This is a genomic window from Planococcus wigleyi (genome assembly GCF_014836985.1).
GTDB classification, from domain to species: Bacteria; Bacillota; Bacilli; order Bacillales_A; family Planococcaceae; genus Planococcus; species Planococcus notacanthi.
Genome location: NZ_JACSPU010000004.1, coordinates 402,675 through 421,016, shown reverse-complemented (window position 1 = coordinate 421,016; position 18,342 = coordinate 402,675). Strand labels below are relative to the sequence as shown.

Below are 18,342 nucleotides of genomic sequence, written 5' to 3'. Positions count from 1 at the left end.
CAGATGCCCTTGTTTCCTGTACCATAGAAAACAACTAAGGCACTTGGGAAAGGAGGAAAGGCCGTGAAGTCATTTATAGTAACGGCAGTTATTGCGATTGCTGCAGGGGCGGTATTTGAAGCGGTCGGCATGTTTCTGCCTTGGCTGCTGGGACCGATGTTCGCACTTTTGCTCGTCAATCAATTCACCAAAATCCCCCTCTACTGGCCACGATTCCTGCGGACAGTTGGACTGGTGATGCTCGGTGTGCAAATCGGTTCATCGTTTACACGCGATGCGGTGTTATTGATGGCGATGGACTTGCCTTATATGGCGTTCATGACGGTTTCAGTCGTGGCCTTGTCGGTTGCTCTCGGTCTGCTGTTCAAGCGGATGGTTCATGAAAGCCTGGGAACGAGCTTGCTTGGTTCCATACCGGGTGGATTGGCGCAGATGGTGGTTTTAGCTGAAGAAATCCCTTCGGCGAATATCACCGTCGTGACGATGATGCAGACCATTCGCATTTTCATGGTGGTGACGATTGTCCCCTTCCTGACGATTTTCTTACATGGCAGAGGGGCAGGGGAAATGGAAGAGCAGCTGTTCACTTTCTCGCCAGGCTTATTCCTGTTGGCACTTGCTGTCAGTTTATTATTGTATGCGGGTATGAAGAAGATTAAATTTCCTGCCGCTGAACTGTTGGCACCCATCCTGGCCATGGCGATTGTCCAGGCCGTGTCGGGGGATGTCCTGATTGATATGCCGTATTGGCTCATTGCCATTGCACAGGTCTGCATCGGTGCGAACCTTGGCCTACAGATGGAAGGCATCGGCGATAAGCTGACGTTCCGGTTGGGTGCTGCGATTGTGTTGAATAATGTGCTGCTCATCAGTTTTACTGTATTGATTGCTTACATCCTTGCAAACTGGCTGCCTGAATACATATTCCTCGACTTCTTTCTAAGTGCAGCACCCGGTGGCATAGCGGAAATGGCCATCACCGCGCTCGCTGTTGGAGGGGACGTGGCACTCATCACCGGATTCCAGCTGTTCCGGCTGTTCTTTATTCTATTGGTGGCCGCGCCGCTTGTGGCATTCATTGTAAAAAAACTTGACGCTAAAACCGGATATTGAGTACAATAAGAGTAATTAGATATTTATGCGTTGATGAGGATAGTAGAATGTGTGTGCATTTCAGAGAGAAGGCCGATTGGTGAGAGGCTTTCATGGACCCATATTTGAATGTCACCTCGGAGCAGTTGCCGTGAAATGAGTAGCGGGAACCGGACTTAACATCCGTTATGAAACTTGAGAGCCAGGTGTGCAAGTAGACCTGTGTATAAAGGTGGTACCGCGAAAAACTCCTTCGTCCTTTACAGACGACAGGAGTTTTTTGCGTTCTATCAGAAATAAGAGGAGGAATTCCAATGACTGAACAAATGTCTACTAAGTACGATCCGCAATCCATTGAGAAAGGCCGTTACGATTGGTGGGTCGACAAAAAATTCTTCGAAGCGAAACCGGAAAGCGGCAAAACACCGTATACCATTGTGATTCCCCCGCCGAACGTTACCGGCAAGCTGCATTTAGGGCATGCCTGGGACACGACATTGCAGGACATCATGACACGCATGAAACGCATGCAGGGCTTTGACGCATTATGGCTGCCTGGAATGGACCACGCCGGCATTGCGACACAAGCGAAAGTAGAAGGCAAGTTGAAAGAAGAAGGGCGTTCACGCTATGATTTGGGTCGTGAAGCATTTCTTGAAGAGTCGTGGAAATGGAAAGACCAATACGCGGGACATATCCGTGAGCAATGGGCAAAACTGGGTCTTGGCCTTGATTATTCCCGTGAGCGGTTTACGTTGGATGCCGGTTTATCAGATGCGGTGCGCGAAGTTTTCGTAAAACTCTATGAGAAAAAGCTTATCTACCGCGGTAAATACATCATCAACTGGGATCCGGCGACGAAAACCGCCATTTCGGATATTGAAGTTATCTACAAAGACGTACAAGGTGCGTTTTACCATATGCGCTATCCGCTGGCAGATGGCAGCGGCCATATCGAAATCGCGACGACGCGTCCGGAAACGATGCTGGGCGATACAGCGGTTGCGGTTCATCCGAAAGATGAGCGCTACCAGCACTTGATCGGCAAAAAAGTGATCCTGCCAATTATCGGCCGTGAAATGGAAATCGTTGCGGACGACTACGTGGACATGGAATTCGGAAGCGGTGCTGTGAAAATCACACCGGCTCATGACCCGAATGACTTTGAAATCGGCAACCGCCACAACCTGGAACGTGTGCTGATTATGCACGAAGACGGTACGATGAATGAAAACGCCGGTAAATACGAAGGGCTCGACCGCTTCGAATGCCGCAAGCAGATCGTCAAGGACCTGCAGGATTTGGATGTGCTGTTCAAAATCGAAGAACATATGCATTCTGTAGGACACTCAGAGCGCAGTGGAGCAGTTGTTGAGCCTTATCTGTCCACACAATGGTTTGTTGACATGAAGCCTTTGGCTGCCGCTTCAGTGGAAGCGCAGAAAAACGAGACGGGCGTTAATTTTGTACCGGACCGTTTCGAGAAAACCTACCTGCACTGGATGGAGAACATCCGCGACTGGTGTATTTCACGCCAGCTTTGGTGGGGACATCAAATTCCAGCCTGGTACCATAACGAAACAGGTGAAATTTATGTAGGGCACGAAGCACCGGCGGATGCTGAAAACTGGACACAGGACGAAGACGTTCTGGATACGTGGTTCTCGTCTGCATTATGGCCGTTCTCAACGCTCGGCTGGCCGAAAGAAAACGATGACCTTAGCCGCTACTATCCGACCGATGCGTTGGTTACAGGCTATGACATCATCAATTTCTGGGTATCCCGGATGATTTTCCAGGCACTTGAATTCACAGGTGAAAAACCGTTTAAAGACGTATTGATCCACGGCCTTGTACGCGATGCGGAAGGACGCAAAATGTCCAAATCACTGGGCAACGGAGTTGATCCGATGGATGTCATTTCTCAATACGGTGCAGATTCCCTGCGTTACTTCCTGGCTACTGCTTCATCTCCAGGACAGGATCTCCGCTACTCGAACGACAAAGTCGAGTCGGTTTGGAACTTTGCCAATAAAATCTGGAACGCTTCCCGTTTTGCATTGATGAACATGGAAGGCATGACGTACGATCAAATCGATTTGTCCGGCAAGAAATCCGTAGCCGATTCATGGATTCTGACCCGTTTGAATGAAACCATCGAACAAGTGACGGATCTTGCAGAACGCTATGAATTCGGTGAAGTGGGACGTTCCCTTTATAACTTCATTTGGGACGATTTCTGTGACTGGTACATCGAGATGGCGAAATTGCCATTATACGGTGAAGACGAAGAAGCGAAGAAAATGACGCGTTCAGTCCTTGCTTATGTATTGGACAACACGATGCGCCTATTGCATCCGTTCATGCCGTTCATCACAGAAGAAATCTGGCAGAACTTGCCGCATGAAGGCGAATCAATCACCATTGCAGCATGGCCGACAGTGGACGGTTCCTTGACCGACCAAAGCCAGTCTTCAAGTATGAAGCTGTTGATGGATGTGATCCGTTCGGTACGGACTATCCGCGCAGAAGTGCAGTCGCCGATGAGCAAGAAAGTGCCGTTGACGATTTCAGCGAAAGACGCCGGCACGCATGCAGTGCTTGAAGCGAACGCTGCCTACATCGAACGTTTCTGTAACCCGGAAACATTGACGATCGGCCAAAATATCGAAGCTCCAGACAAATCGATGTCAGCGGTTGTATCCGGTGCTGAATTGTTCATGCCGCTTGAAGGCCTGATCGATATTGATGCCGAACTTGCGCGCCTGCAAAAAGAACTGGAAAAATGGGCAAAAGAAGTGAAGCTCGTCAGCGGCAAATTGTCGAACGAACGCTTTGTTTCGAAAGCTCCTGAAGCCGTTGTTGCAGAAGAACGTGCAAAACAAGCCGATTACGTGGAAAAACACGCAACGGTTGAAAAACGCATTGAAGAATTGCAGAACCTGTAAGTAATACAAAAACCGCTTTCCCAAATGGGAGAGCGGTTTTTTAGCTTACATAGCTCTAAACCAGCTATATAAATATGGAAACTAAATACTCACTTCGAATTTGCTGAATCTCTTTGCGCCGGCGAGACTGCGGGCCAGACGGAGCGATTTATAAAGCTCTTACTGCGGCCGATCTTCCCGGCGAAACGGGGCATGCTTTTCCAGTTTCCGAATATGCTCCACTACTAATTCAGCGATGTTTTTGTCATGCGTTTCGTAGAAAGAACGGGCGCCGACGGGATCTTCGATTTCATTGAATAGATGGCGTCCGTCTTTTAATAGAAGAAAGTCGATGCCGATATAGTCGCTGTTCAAGGCACGGGCAATTCGCAAGACGTCTTTTTCTTGGGCAGCACTCAAGACGTATTTCTCAGCATGGCCGCCAAGTGAATAATTGGCTTTAAAATCATCAGTGGAACTACGTTTAACCGCACCGACGACTTCTGTGCCAACGACATAGGCGCGAACGTCTGCCACATGTTCAACAACCGGCTGGAAAATCAGCGGGGAAGAGGCAGGTGGAATTTCCTCAGCCGATTGAACGAGCCAGACTTCCGAGCCGCCGTGGCCATCCGCAGTTTTGGCGACGCACGGAAACTCCATGGCTTCGCGGAAAGTCGGTACCGCCGGAACACCGAGCAATAAAAGCAGTTGATAGCTTTGCCATTTGTCGTTGGCGGTGCGGTTGACTTCGGCGCGGTTCACTAAATGGATGCCTTGATCTTCAAGAAAACGGGCAGCTTCCGGACGCCGTGAGCGGAAAAGAGTGATGCCGCCGCGCAACTTATCCACAAGCATAGCCAAACCTTCTTCGCTCCAGTCGTCCCATTGAATCAGATCAAAATCACCAAAGCGCTGCAGCTCTTCAATAAACCCGTGATTGCGTCCGGCATCTTTAGTTTCATAAAGAAGTTTCATGCTAAGTCCTCCCGTATATAAGCGATCATGGCGTCTGCAACATTAACTCCCGTGACATTGAGGATATTGCGGATATGGGCAGCGGCATTCACTTCACAAACCAAGGGCTGGTCGTTTTCACCAAACAACAAATCGACACCCGCAAACGTTGCACCAACTGCTTCAGCAGCCGATAAGGCGAGTTCCCGTTGTGATTCCGTCAGTTCTATGGGTGAAGCGACACCGCCATTGGTGATGTTGGCGCGGAAATCGGTTTCCGAATGGCGGTACATGGCAGCCACAATCTGTCCGCCGACGATATTGACACGGATATCGCGCCCCCGGCTGGAGGCGATAAACTCTTGGAACAAAAAATCGATGCCCCGCAGGCTGTCGACTTTTTCGTAGAATTGTTCCTCAGTATCAATTAAGTAGACCTTCATGCCAAAAGAACCATGCCCTTCCTTGATGACCATCGGCAACCCGAGACGATCAATGACTCTTTCGAAATAGCCCGAATCCAGTATAGAGAAATTCGGATAGACTTTCGGCGCCACAATGGTCCGTGGCATCGGCAAACCTTTTGCAGCCAATTGGACGTATTGTGTGGCTTTATTATCACATAAATCAATGACAGAAGGGTCATTATAAACTGGGACTCCCCGGCTTTTCAAAAAATATCCAAGCAATATATCTTTATCCAATAAAATTGCGAAATCAGGTATACTGAAAGTAACAGATAAATCCATGACAGTTTCGTAATTTTTCATGATTTTGACAGTGATGCCAGCACGTTCTGCTGCTTCGGCAACAAGCCTGGCCTGATCTGCAAACTTATCGGAAACTAAGCTTCCGTTGTAAATAACCCAACAACTCGTCATATCCATTCCACCTTCGTGCTATAATCATACTCAAAAAGTGTATCATGTTTACCGCAGAAAAGAGGCTTCAAAATGATAATTGGACTCGAACAATACAAAGACAAATGGAATATTCATACAGATGCTTCGATTCAACCCGGTCTGGAAGCTATTACAGGGGCATTGGACGAATTGGGGAACCCGCATAAAAACGGTAGATTCATTCATCTGGCTGGCACCAACGGCAAAGGATCGACAGCTACATTCCTGTCGGCAATCCTTCAGGCGCATGGCTACAGTGTCGGGAATTTCTTTTCTCCTTGCCTTGAAGATCTCCATGACCAAATCCAAATGAATGGAGAGCCGATCGACCCAGTGGAACTTGAGCAAGTGATGGAGCGGTTAAGCAAAATAAAGACACCGTTAACGGATTTTGAACTCTTGACGGCGGCCGCCTTTATCGCTTTCCAGCAGCAGGCACCTGATTTTTCCATCATTGAAGCAGGCATGGGGGGAGCGCTTGACAGCACGAACGTCATCAATCCCGAACTTTCCATCATTCCATCCATTTCCATTGAACACACGAATTTTCTGGGAGAAACTATAGAAGAAATTACACGCCATAAAGCAGGAATCATCAAGAAATGGAAGCCGGTGGTCATAGGGGAACTGCCGCTTGAGTCTCTGGAAATCATCCAGGAGACAGCTGACCGTTTACATGCAGAAATCATCCGGCCGGCTGGACAAATTGACGTACCGCTGAAACTGAAAGGGCCGCATCAACAAAAAAATGCCCAACTGGCGTTGGAAGCCGCTAAAGAACTGCTGGGCCTGAACTTTAGCGAGGAAAAAGCGGGGCTTGGGCTTTCTTCAGCTACTTTGCCGTACCGTTTTGAAGAAGTATTTCCTGATGTTATTTTTGACGGTGCCCATAATCAGGCGAGTGCCGAAGCCTTGATTGCTACCATAAGAGACACATTTCCGGATGACCCTATCCATATTGTCATGGGAATCTTCAAAGATAAAGATTATCGAAGCGTACTCCGCCATTTGGAGACGATCAGTGATCATTTCACCTTTGTAGACTTTGATAATGAACGGGCATTGCCAGCTGCAGAACTATTTAAAGAAAGTTGCAGTAAAAGAAAGACAATTACAAATATATGTGATATATTACCTGTATCGAATAACAAAGAAAAGACTATAGTCACAGGTTCGTTACATCTTCTTACACTTCTTCGAAACTCAGCGAACGTCTTTTTCAAGAATTACCAATAAATCATACCCTGGTCTATACCTCACTAATTCGTTTCAGAAAGGAAAGATGTCATGGGGGAGAAATTTAACCGAAAAATCGTTTTATGGTGCCTATGGGCATTGATTGTTCCGGCAGGCTTAGTGATTGTTTACCGTTTCTTCCCGCCATCTGTAGCAGATCCGTGGAATTTAATGGCGTACATTCTGTTTTTTATTTTGATGAGTTTGATGCCGATGAACATCAATGGAGCCTCGACATTTTTGGTGCAATGGGTAACAGTGGCGCTGTTTCTGAAATATGGACTTTTTATCGAAATGCTGATATCCCAATTGAGCATGTTGATTGTGCTGTACCGTATTCGAACCAATGAAGAACAATCGGTGCGGATTCCTTTCAACTCGCTGATGTTTTTCTTTGTCTCATTAATAGCTGGACTGGCTTTTATAGGGGCAGGCGGCCAAATCGGAACATTGGAAATGTCGCATGTCATTTTGTATGGCTTAATATTCCAGGTGCTTTCCGTATTGATTAATCAAGTCATTTATCACTTATATGACTACACGACAGGTGGGCGGAGCAAATTCTTTTCGGTCGATGCCATTTGGGATTTTGCCTTGATGTTGGTGATTTTCCCGTTTGCGGTCGCTTTGTATTTGTTTGAGTCGCATATCGGAATTCCGGCGCTTGTATTGCTGGGTGTGCCATTTTTCATTATGGCAGCGGTCATGAAAAAGTTCACCAGCTCAGAACAAGTCAATATTGACTTGAAACGGGCTGGAGATATCGGACATCAGCTTGCAGATCGCCTGGAAGCGAATGAAGTGCTTGACCAATTTGTTGTAGAGGTTGCCAAGATGTTCAAAGTTGAATATGCCTATATCGTCGATTACCGTGATGGCCAACAGCAAATGTTGCGGCTTTATGAAAATAATCAATTGCAGGCCCGTGAAATTGAGTCCCTTCCTTATAATCGGGGGGTTGCTGGACATGTCATCGTCACCAACGACTCGTTCATCTTTGATGAAAAAAGCCAATGGGCAGATTATGTCACCGGCAACCTGCCAGAAGATACAGAGAGTTTGATGGCCACGCCGATTGCCCGAAACAATAAAACCGAGGGTGTACTGATTTTAGCTTCTAAAAAGAAATACGCTTTTGCCAAGCACCAGCTTCAAATTTTGGAAATCCTCAGTACTTATTTCGCCGTATCGGTGGAAAAAGCAGGGTATATGCAAAAAGTCATTGCCAAAAGTGAGCGCTGCGGATTGACCAAGTTATATAATTATCGCTATCTGGACGAAAGTCTGGAAAGTTGCATTAAAGAAATGAATGAAGGCCGTCTCGAGCAATTGTCATTAGTGATGATGGACATCGATCATTTCAAGAGCATCAACGACCGTTACGGACACCAAAGCGGCAATGACATCCTCATTCAGCTGGCTGATATTTTGAGAGAAGAATTCGGCGATGAAGGAACCATCGCCCGTTACGGCGGCGAAGAATTTGTCATCCTGTTGTCGAATTACAGCAAAGATGTAGCGGTGCTGCTGGCAGAAAACCTCCGCAAACGCATCGAAAAGCACGACTTCGTAATTGAAAACGACTTGGGGGAAGACCGTAGCCAACAAATCGTCCACATCACTTTAAGCATCGGCGTATCCACTGCACCGGACGACAGCGATGAAGGCATGTCGCTGATCCGGAATGCCGATAGGGCGTTGTATATTGGAGCGAAACAGGCGGGACGGAATAAGGTTGCGGCGTATGTGAAATAGAGCACAGAAAAAAGACGGGATAAACTTCCGTCTTTTTTCTGTAATAATAAAGAATTTAATGTTAATCCGGACCAAGACTTCGACCTTTTTTTATTGGATCGATTATATTTTGCGGCATGATGACACTGCTTGTGTAATCAATTGTGTTTCTAAAGGTATCCAATAACTCATGATCGTAAATTATTTGAAGACGCGAAGCGGCATTTTCTTGGTTTTCTCTTGTTTCATAATAATGATTATTTATTTTTTGATATGGTTTTACAATTGTTGTTATATCGGGAACATCTCTGCACCAGTATAAGAAGCTTTCATAACGCCACTCATTTCCGGGCGATCTAAAACCAAAACGACATTCTTCTTTGGTGCCCGTTTGAGCTGTTTTTTCCCACTCAGAAAGGTTGGCTTTTGATTTTCCACGCATTGCATTCAAAACGATATTATTTGCAGCTACTCCTCCGATAATTTTCGTATTGGAGCCAAAACCATACATTTCCATAGTACCGGTAGAATAAAAGAACCCGTTAACAGTGCTTGGAGTATCTTGAAATTCAGATAAGTTGGATAAAATAAAGTTTCCATCTGCAAATACTATTAAGGAACCTCGAGGATTGGTACTGGTATTTTCTTTTATGCCAGACACTGTTACATATTGAATAGATACTTTTCCTTTTACAAACATAGTGAAATTTGCTTGAAGATTCACTTTGTTAATATTTACGTCGCCATTTACATAAATTCTTTTTCCATCAATTGAAACATTTTCAAAGGTAGTATTAGAAGAATTTCCAATCGTAAAATTTTTATTCACATAAATATTCTTATCAAATTTTATATCAGTGTTGTTTCCTCTAATGGTTAAATTTTCATTATAACTGGTCGAACTTTTAATATTCTGATCTGAAGTATAGGCTATGCTTGCGGATATTCTGGAATAGGAGCTTCTATCAATATTAAATTCTTCGGTAAAGTTTACAGGTTTTATTTTTTCGGATTCATATTGGATGGAAGGGGCATAGTTAGTAGCAAATATATTTTTAGTATTCTCTCTACTCAACTCATCATAGTTTCTGTTAGAAAAATCTCCAGTGATATGCTGTGCATAGGTTCTGTCGAAATAGTCTTTAAAATTATAAGCTTTTCCACCCAAATTAAGCTTGCTGTTCACTAAATTATTTTCACTGTCCATAGTTTTAAGTGAGCGTGGCAAAACACTTTGAAGCCATCCTCCATCCCCATGTCCATTGTTAGTGGAGAAAATATTCCCTGCAATATTCATATCACCTGTAATTTCAGAGCCACCATTAAGTAAAAGGTTTCCTCCATCTTCACCGCGTTTCAATGTAGATACAGTATAATTAAGCACTTTTTGTATATCATCAGCACCCATTTCTAGTGTTTCATATACAGTGGATTCTTGTTTGCCCTTATAGCCGGTGCTTTTAAAAACTAACTCTTTCCTAGTCTTACTACCGCTTCCATCTGATATTTCTTTTACTTGATCAATACAAGTTCTGAATTTGCCATCACCTGTTTCATCAGCCAACGTTATTTCTTTGCCGGTAGAGCATCTGAAGCCGAGTATTACATTATTGAAGTGGCTTTCAAATTGAGAGTTTGTCATTCCGTTTGTATAGCTAGCTGGAAATATTTTTAATTTGGCTGAGACTTCTTTTTCGATTCTTTCTATTCCCTTAGTAGCCAAATCTTCAGACTGAACTATATGCTCTCTTGTTACATTTTTTTGAGCACCATTAAAGGTCATTGCCATTAAACTGGCTCCGAGAATGCTAAACAATAGAACTAACATTAATGTAAGCAGCAGGGAATATCCTTTTTCATTAACAATTAGTTTATTCATCTCGAACCTCCCTGGAATCATCAATTATAGTTATCGTATTTTCAAATTTCATTGAATGCATCGTTTTGTCTTTCATTGTCTCAAGCGTAAAAATGATAGTATAGGCATTTGTATCCTCTTTCTTCTTAATTACTGTTGGAGAGAGGGCAGTACAATCATTTTTTAGAAGTTTAATATTATTATAAAAACTGACTTCCTTATCCTTTACTATGACTTTGCCGTTTTCAAATCCAGTTTTGTATATTTCTGTAGTTCCTGCCACAGCTCCTGGTTTTTTTACTTCAATAAAAGAATTGTTAACTCCGGAAGTACATTGGTTTTTTAAGCTTATTTGAGATTTTTTTAACACAAAGAGATCTTTTACCATACTTGCCATGATTAAATCCGCTTCATCTCTAAGTTCTGATTCGACTTTTATTCTTTGATAATTTGAATAGCCTTGAAAAAGAACGGAGAACGCGAGGGCTCCAACAATACCTACGATGATTATGGTAGCAAGCAATTCTACCAAGGTAACTCCTTTGTGATCTTTAATAATTTTTAAGCCCTTATTCATATGGAATGTATCCTTCCACAGAACTTTTATGTTTTGAACTTTCGGAGTTTACTGTGACCACGATGTTTAAGAGTGTAAACTTATTATATTCATCCGCTGTTTGAGTTACTTTAATAGTTACTTTGTATTTCTTATTATTCATTTCAAATGAATTTAATGCTTTTCCTTTGCTTTCATTTACTTTGGTAGGGGGAAAAGGGGAAATAAATTCAGAAGGGTTGGCCTTAACCCTTTCTAGATAAGCATCTGCTAAATTAATGACAACCAACTTTTCACTATTGCTTACCGCTAAACGATTTGTATTCGCAAATACCGCCATAAAACTCATTAATACAATCGAAAGTATGACCAGTGAAGCCAACACCTCTACCAATGTGAAACCTCTTTCGTTCTTCGTCAAATACCACATAAAAAAATCACCCGCTTATGTCTAAAGTCATGGATACATTTAATAAAAATTAACCGTACTGTTATATATACCATTTTCTTTTTGAACTGACTAGATTATTAATGGAAATTTTTATATCTAAAATAGTATATTAGTAATGAAATTTATTTTTGTTATTCGCTATTATTTATACCATTTATCTTGTATTATAGCTATATCAGATGGGATACTTTAACTGTTTCTATTACTTAAATTTACAATTTCGAGGGAATAGCAAATAAAATATTCTTATCAGCGCATAATTTCACAGGAGGAGTTTAAATGGTCCGTATACTTATCTTCATTATAGTAGCTGCTATTGCTATGGCGCTTGTTTACTTCATAGGAAAGAGCAGTAGCAAAAAGAAGTTCATGATTCTTCTTGGAAGCGGCATCTTGGCTGCGGCAGTTGGAGTATTCATGCAGACGGCATTTCCGTTATACCAGTCCTTATTAGGAATGCTGGCGGTGGCATTGATTGCAGCGATGATCTATATGAAAGTGCTCGAAAAAGAACAAATGAAAAATGAGCAATTGCTTGAAGAGCGGAGAAGCAATAAAAGCCGAGTGCAGCCGAGTTCAACCGTAATAACAAACAAACGGTTTGAAGAACCTGCAGCCGATAAAACGTATGGCATGAAGTCGATACCAGTCGTTGGGGAGGAACAGAAAGTTGAATAATAAAGTTTTTGGAATGACCTTTGCAGCAATTATGGGATCTGCACTACTGTTTTTTGGAGTCGCCAATGCAGGAGCGGCCGTTGTGGATAAATGGATATTCCCGACTGAAAAATTTGGTGATCATACGTATATTGGCACGACAAATGTTTCGAATATGGATGTTGCCAGTGCCATGGCTCAATTTTCCGGCACAGCTGAGTCATTTCGCGCCTCTTCTGAACTATTGGTGACTTACCAGGATGCAACAGCGAAGTATCCACTCAATAATGCCAATATTCTATTAGAAGAAACAGCTGCCCGCGCTCAAACGGGTGTTCAAAATACTTTTGTGTTTGATCTTCAAGAACAAACGACAAAAAAGTTTTTAGTTGCCAACTTCCAAGCGGCTGAATTTTCCAATATAGAAGTGGAACGCATCACCATGAAGCTGGAGCAGGCACTTGAATCAGGGCTTGCACAAACGCATGTGACAATCAGTGACGATTCACTGGCTGTAGATCGTGAAACGGTCTCTGAAGTTGTGTTTCCACAAGGTTCAACTGGCGAAGGTGCAGCGGCTGTCATTTCAGCGATTGATGAAATTCAAATTGCGCCTGGTGCGAAATTTTCCTTCTTGGAGTTCTTAGGTCAGCTTCCGCCGACCGGAGCCACTGATAAAGAGCTGACAAAAATTGCTTCAGCCATCTATGCAGCTGTGCTTGAAACAAACTTTACGGTTGATGAACGCAGCATTGGAACTTCAATTCCAAAAAATATTCCGGTTGGACAAGAAGCTGCCATTAACCGTTCTCTTGGAGTGGATTTGGTCTTCACCAATCCCAACGCAAGTTCATTTACATTAAACACAGAGCTCACAGGAGATTCGTTGATTGCTTCATTGAGTGGGTTTCCGTTGGTCTATGACTATGCGCTTCAGACCAGCGGCAAAGAAACAGTCGAACCCCGTTTGATTAAGCAATACAGTGCTTTTGTGACTGCAGGGAAAGCGGTAGACGAAGAAGGCAGTGAAGGGATCCGGATTCACGTCAATCGTTCCGTAATTTCGGACGGAAATGAATTGGAACTCGAGTCGATTTCAACAGACTTTTATCCTCCGGTTAACCGTGTGGAAATTTATCCGTTGGAAACCGAACCAGTTTCAGTAGAAAGTGTGCCAGGAACGAATGGAAGTGAAACTCCAGACGGTGAAACGGAAGAAGGGCTTACTGAAGGCGGGCAAGTGCCGGCAGATTCATCCGGGGAAGGCGCTGGTGATCAACCAGCTGGAGATGGCAGCTCAACTGGCAATTCCGAAAACAAACAGGATCCTGAAGGCAACGAAAAACATACCGAGAACCCTGGAACAGATGGGGATGCCAAGTCGAGTGAACCTGTATACGACAAGGGCGGGAATTTGGTAAACCCTTAATCGGTTTTAAGGAGGAAAAAGAGTGGCGAAAATACGAAAGCGACTGGGGGATATCCTGGTCGAACATGGGTTACTAACGCAAGATGATTTAAATGAAGCTTTACAGACGAAAACAGCGGATCAGCGAATTGGGGATGCTCTCTTGCAGCGCGGCTTGATCACGGAACAGCAATTGATCGAGACGCTTGAAGTGCAGCTGGGCATTCCGCATGTTTCCCTATTCCGCTATCCTTTCGATAAGAACTTGTTCAATATGGTGCCGAAAGAAATGGCGAAACGGAACCAGCTAGTTCCGTTGAAAGTTGAAGGGGATAAATTATTTCTGGCGATGACCAATCCGATGGATTACATCGTCATCGATGATCTCCGTTTAATGACAGGGTTTCAGATCCAACCGGCGATTGCTTCAAAAGAAGATGTCTTAAAAGCAATATCCAAATACTACGATGAAGAATCGTTCGATGATTTGATCGGCGAATTGCCTGTAACCAAACAGGACCAACAGGAGGATATGGGCGACTTGGATGCGCCCATCGTCCGCCTGGTGAGCCAGATCCTGTCGAATGCCGTTTCACTGAAAGCCAGTGATGTTCATATGGATCCTCAGGAGAACCGCGTCTTGATTCGTTATCGGATTGACGGCTCGCTCCGGACTGAACGCATTTTGCCGAAAGCCATGCAAGGAATGATCACGGCGCGAATCAAGATTTTGGCGAACCTCGATATCACCGAAAGCCGGATTCCGCAGGATGGACGGATCAAGACCAATGTCGATATGCGCCCCATCGATTTGCGTGTTTCGTCGCTGCCGACCGTATACGGTGAAAAAATCGTTATGCGTATTTTGGATCTGAGCGCTAACTTGACCGATATTTCGAAGCTTGGCTTTAATGACTTGAACATGGAACGTTTTATGCGCGAAATCGATAAACCTAATGGCATCATTTTGATATCAGGTCCGACGGGATCGGGGAAATCGTCAACGCTGTATGCAGCCTTGAATAAATTAAATAGCGAAGAAGTCAACATCATCACTGTTGAAGATCCGGTAGAGTACCAGCTTGAAGGCATCAACCAGATTCAAGTGAATACCAATGTCGGGTTAACGTTTGCGGACGGACTTCGCTCGATTCTCCGCCAGGATCCGGACATTGTCATGGTCGGAGAAATCCGCGACAAAGAAACGGCCGATATTTCCATCCGTGCGTCGCTTACCGGACATTTGGTATTGAGCACCATCCACACCAACGACTCAATCGCTTCGATCACGCGTTTGATGGACATGGGAATCGAACCCTTTCTCGTCACCGCTTCACTGAATGCGGTGGTCGCTCAGCGCTTGATCCGGAAAGTTTGCCGGGATTGCCGGGAAATCCATCAAGCAACCGAACGCGAAAAACATATCTTTGAAAAAAGAGGCTTGTCGATCGATACGATCGCCCGTGGCAAAGGATGCTCGCAATGCAATATGACCGGCTACCGGGGACGTATGGCCATCCATGAAGTACTGGTGGTTAACGAAGAAATCAAAGACATCATCAACCGAAACGGCACAGCGGGCGAAATTCGTGAAGTCGCCATCAGAAACAAGACGATTTTCCTGATTGATGATGGCCTATTAAAAGTGAAGGAGGGCATGACGACAACAGAAGAAGTTCTGCGCGTTGCCATGATGGACTAAGCCTATGCCGACAACTTATATAGATGAAATTTTAACAGCCGCAATCAATTTAGATGCTTCTGATATTCATTTGACCGTTGGAATTCCTCCTGTTTTCCGTTTAAACGGGGAATTGCGCCGTTACGGAAAAGACAACGTCAGCTATGAGCAAACAAGAGAAATCAGCAAACTTCTGATTCCGGAAAGGTCTTTTGATAAATTTCTGGAAAAAGGAGAAATGGATTATTCCTATTCATTGCCGGGGGTAGCCCGTTTCCGTGTCAACACGTTCCATCAGCGTGGATCTGATTCCCATGCTTTCCGGACGATTACGACAGGTGTTCCGACAATCGATCAACTCAAAATGCCGGATATTTTGAAGGTGCTTTCAGAGTCTCAGCAAGGACTGATTTTGGTTACAGGCCCTACCGGATCCGGCAAATCGACGACGCTTGCATCCATGATCCGCCACATCAACGACAATATGTCGAAACACATCATCACCTTGGAAGACCCGATTGAATACTTGCACAGGCACGGAAATTCAATTATTAACCAACGCGAAATTGGATCTGATACACATTCCTTCGCCAATGGATTGCGCGCAGCATTACGGCAAGACCCCGATGTTATTTTAGTCGGCGAAATGCGGGATCTGGAAACCATTACAACGGCGATCACTGCAGCGGAAACCGGCCATTTGGTTATGGCGACCTTGCATACTTCAAGTGCTGCTTCGACAATCGAGCGCATCATAGATGTGTTTCCGGCCGGCCAGCAATCCCAAATCCGCACCCAATTAGCAGGTGTCTTAAAAGCTGTCGTTTCGCAGCGCTTGTTGCCGACAGCCGATGGCAAAGGGCGGGCGTCTGCTACAGAAATCATGATCAACAACACCGCGATCTCGAATTTAATCCGCACGGAAAAAGTGCATCAAATACCCAATGTCATTTTGACGAACCGCGCAGCGGGGATGCATATGATGTCTTCATCTATCCAGGAGCTTTTGGCGAATGGGAAAATCGCCCGCCATATCGCCCACCCTTATCTGAAAGGGGAAGGATAATATGGCGCGTTTTAAATACGAAGGACGCGATACGAAACAAATAAGAACCGGCATCGTCACTGCCGGAAACCGCAGGGAAGCCATCATCAAACTTCGAGATGATGGCATTAAAGTCATCGATATGCGGGAAATTGAAACCACTACGCTGCAAAAAGACATCACCATCGGGAATCCGGTGAAGCGGGACCAGTTCATCATGTTCCTGCGCCAGTTTTCCACGTTGATGCGCGCTGGTGTGACAATCGTCGATACCATCCGTATCCTATCCCAACAAGTCGAATCAAAAGCGTTGGCCAAGACGCTGGCCATGGTCGAGGACGAATTGCGTAAAGGCAATACCTTATCCGATAGCCTGGCTAAGCACCCGAAAATCTTTGAGCCCTTGACTATCAACTTGATCAAAGCGGGAGAGATGTCCGGGAATATTGACGAATCATTGGAACGCTTGGCAAATCATTACGATAAAGCGTACCAAACCCGCCAGAAAGTGGTTTCCGCCATGTCTTATCCCGCAATCGTCGGCGTATTGGCAATCGGCGTAGTCATTTTCCTGTTGGCAACTATCGTGCCGATGTTCGTGGATATGTTCGCAGGATTCGGAGGGGAACTTCCGTTGTTGACGCAAATCGTCATGCAGTTAAGCGATTTGACCATCAGCTATTGGTACTTGATCGTGCTGGCTATTTTGGCACTTATCTTTGCATACTGGCTGATGAAGCGAAGCCTGCAAGGGCGCCTCGTGCTGGATACTATGCTTTTGCGCATGCCGATATTCGGAAAGATCTTTAAGAAATCGGCGTTGGCACGGTTAACGCGGACTTTGAGCTCGTTATTCACCAGTTCTGTACCCATTCTTCAGGCGTTGACCATGGTCGAAAAAGTGGTTGGCAATGAAGTGATGTCGAAAGTGGTGCTGGCGTCCAGGGATTCCTTGGAGCGGGGCGGTTCACTGACCGAACCAATGCGCGACCATTGGGCATTTCCGCCATTGATCCCGCATATGATTTCCATCGGCGAACAGACAGGATCTCTCGATCACATGCTGCTCAAAGTAGCGGAGTTTTATGAAAAAGAAGTGGATGCAGAGACGGATCGGTTAAAAGCATTGATTGAACCATTGATGATTGTTTTGCTCGCCGCCCTAGTCGGGACTATAGTCCTTTCTATCATGCTCCCGATGTTCGAAATGTTCAATAACGTAGACACGATGTAGTAGTAACTATACAAATAAATGTTAAAAATTATATATTTCTCTATTGCTTAATTAGAGCCACTTGATATAATAAAGCAGTAAGAAGGAAGTACTAAAAATTTAGCAAAAACAGGGGGAACAGAAATGAAAAATTTCGTTCAGAAAAAGTTAAAAGATCAAAAAGGGATGACTTTAATCGAGCTATTGGCCGTTATCGTAATCATCGCTATTATTGCTGCAATTGCTATTCCAGCGATTGGGAATATTATTGAGAATAGCCGTTATAGTGCGGTTAAGTCGGATGCTACGAATGTATTGAACGCTGCTCAACTTTATTATACTGAAAATCCGCAGGGGCCTGCAGATGCTAAGCCTTTAACTGTAGCTTTATTAAAGTCTGATGGCTTCCTTGAAAGTGAAGGGAAAATTCCAGCTGATGCTACTTTGGTACGTGGCACTACGTCTAAATCATTAGAATTAACTACTACTGCAATTGATTTCTCTGGAGGTAAAAAAGTTCAGTTTACATCAGCTACTATTAAAGCTATAAATGCGGATAAGACAAAAGGAAATTCAGTAGTAGCAGCGACGCCACAAGTAATTCAATAAGTCTTTAACTTAGGAG

Annotated in this window: 15 protein-coding genes and 1 other annotated feature; of the genes, 10 read left to right on the top strand and 5 right to left on the bottom strand. The window is 44.5% G+C overall.

Annotated features, from left to right (window positions below; genetic code table 11):
• Positions 1-63 precede the first annotated feature (63 nt).
• Entirely contained in the window at positions 64-1,113 is a 1,050-nt protein-coding gene (locus H9630_RS13480; protein WP_191715983.1) for an AbrB family transcriptional regulator, read from the top strand.
• Between the two features lie 21 nt (positions 1,114-1,134).
• Positions 1,135-1,356, top strand: a binding site (T-box leader).
• A gap of 50 nt (positions 1,357-1,406) precedes the next feature.
• On the top strand, positions 1,407-4,040 hold the full coding sequence (locus tag H9630_RS13475; RefSeq protein WP_225218545.1) for a valine--tRNA ligase: 2,634 nt from the start codon (positions 1,407-1,409) through the stop codon (positions 4,038-4,040).
• Between the two features lie 159 nt (positions 4,041-4,199).
• Here the strand turns inward: H9630_RS13475 and H9630_RS13470 are convergent, their stop codons facing one another.
• On the bottom strand, positions 4,200-4,997 hold the full coding sequence (locus tag H9630_RS13470) for an ATP-grasp domain-containing protein (protein WP_191715982.1): 798 nt from the start codon (positions 4,995-4,997) through the stop codon (positions 4,200-4,202).
• Positions 4,994-5,857: an ATP-grasp domain-containing protein gene (locus H9630_RS13465; protein ID WP_191715981.1), complete on the bottom strand. Its 864-nt coding sequence runs from the start codon at positions 5,855-5,857 to the stop codon at positions 4,994-4,996. The genes H9630_RS13470 and H9630_RS13465 overlap by 4 nt, the downstream gene beginning before the upstream one ends.
• A gap of 72 nt (positions 5,858-5,929) precedes the next feature.
• Here H9630_RS13465 and H9630_RS13460 point away from each other — a divergent pair, with 72 nt between their 5' ends.
• Positions 5,930-7,114, top strand: a complete 1,185-nt coding sequence (locus tag H9630_RS13460; protein WP_191715980.1) for a bifunctional folylpolyglutamate synthase/dihydrofolate synthase — start codon at positions 5,930-5,932, stop codon at positions 7,112-7,114.
• 51 nt (positions 7,115-7,165) lie between these two features.
• Positions 7,166-8,869, top strand: a complete 1,704-nt coding sequence (locus H9630_RS13455) for a sensor domain-containing diguanylate cyclase (RefSeq protein WP_191715979.1) — start codon at positions 7,166-7,168, stop codon at positions 8,867-8,869.
• Between the two features lie 61 nt (positions 8,870-8,930).
• Here H9630_RS13455 and H9630_RS13450 read toward each other — a convergent pair whose 3' ends face one another.
• The 3 genes from H9630_RS13450 to H9630_RS13440 are packed head-to-tail and all read right to left on the bottom strand — an operon-like array spanning position 8,931 to position 11,692.
• The gene (locus H9630_RS13450) at positions 8,931-10,727 is read right to left on the bottom strand and encodes a hypothetical protein (RefSeq protein ID WP_191715978.1); all 1,797 of its coding nucleotides are present in this window, start codon (positions 10,725-10,727) and stop codon (positions 8,931-8,933) included.
• A complete protein-coding gene (locus H9630_RS13445; protein WP_191715977.1) occupies positions 10,720-11,283 on the bottom strand; it encodes a PulJ/GspJ family protein in 564 nt (187 codons plus the stop codon). The genes H9630_RS13450 and H9630_RS13445 overlap by 8 nt, the downstream gene beginning before the upstream one ends.
• On the bottom strand, positions 11,276-11,692 hold the full coding sequence (locus H9630_RS13440; protein WP_225218544.1) for a type IV pilus modification PilV family protein: 417 nt from the start codon (positions 11,690-11,692) through the stop codon (positions 11,276-11,278). Before H9630_RS13440 ends, H9630_RS13445 begins: the two co-directional genes overlap by 8 nt.
• Positions 11,693-11,992: 300 nt before the next feature.
• Here H9630_RS13440 and H9630_RS13435 point away from each other — a divergent pair, with 300 nt between their 5' ends.
• The 6 genes from H9630_RS13435 (at position 11,993) to H9630_RS13410 (ending at position 18,326) form a co-directional block, all read left to right on the top strand.
• Positions 11,993-12,391 (top strand): hypothetical protein, encoded by a 399-nt coding sequence (locus tag H9630_RS13435; RefSeq protein WP_191715975.1) that lies wholly within the window; start codon positions 11,993-11,995, stop codon positions 12,389-12,391.
• Positions 12,384-13,799 (top strand): VanW family protein, encoded by a 1,416-nt coding sequence (locus H9630_RS13430; RefSeq protein WP_191715974.1) that lies wholly within the window; start codon positions 12,384-12,386, stop codon positions 13,797-13,799. The genes H9630_RS13435 and H9630_RS13430 overlap by 8 nt, the downstream gene beginning before the upstream one ends.
• Positions 13,800-13,821: 22 nt before the next feature.
• Positions 13,822-15,480 carry a GspE/PulE family protein gene (locus H9630_RS13425; RefSeq protein ID WP_191715973.1) on the top strand — a complete coding sequence of 553 codons (1,659 nt, stop codon included), beginning with the start codon at positions 13,822-13,824 and terminating at the stop codon, positions 15,478-15,480.
• Positions 15,481-15,484: 4 nt separating this feature from the next.
• Positions 15,485-16,525: a type IV pilus twitching motility protein PilT gene (locus tag H9630_RS13420; protein WP_191715972.1), complete on the top strand. Its 1,041-nt coding sequence runs from the start codon at positions 15,485-15,487 to the stop codon at positions 16,523-16,525.
• Between the two features lies 1 nt (position 16,526).
• The gene (locus tag H9630_RS13415) at positions 16,527-17,738 is read left to right on the top strand and encodes a type II secretion system F family protein (protein WP_191715971.1); all 1,212 of its coding nucleotides are present in this window, start codon (positions 16,527-16,529) and stop codon (positions 17,736-17,738) included.
• A gap of 123 nt (positions 17,739-17,861) precedes the next feature.
• A complete protein-coding gene (locus H9630_RS13410) occupies positions 17,862-18,326 on the top strand; it encodes a prepilin-type N-terminal cleavage/methylation domain-containing protein (protein WP_191715970.1) in 465 nt (154 codons plus the stop codon).
• Positions 18,327-18,342: the final 16 nt, after the last annotated feature.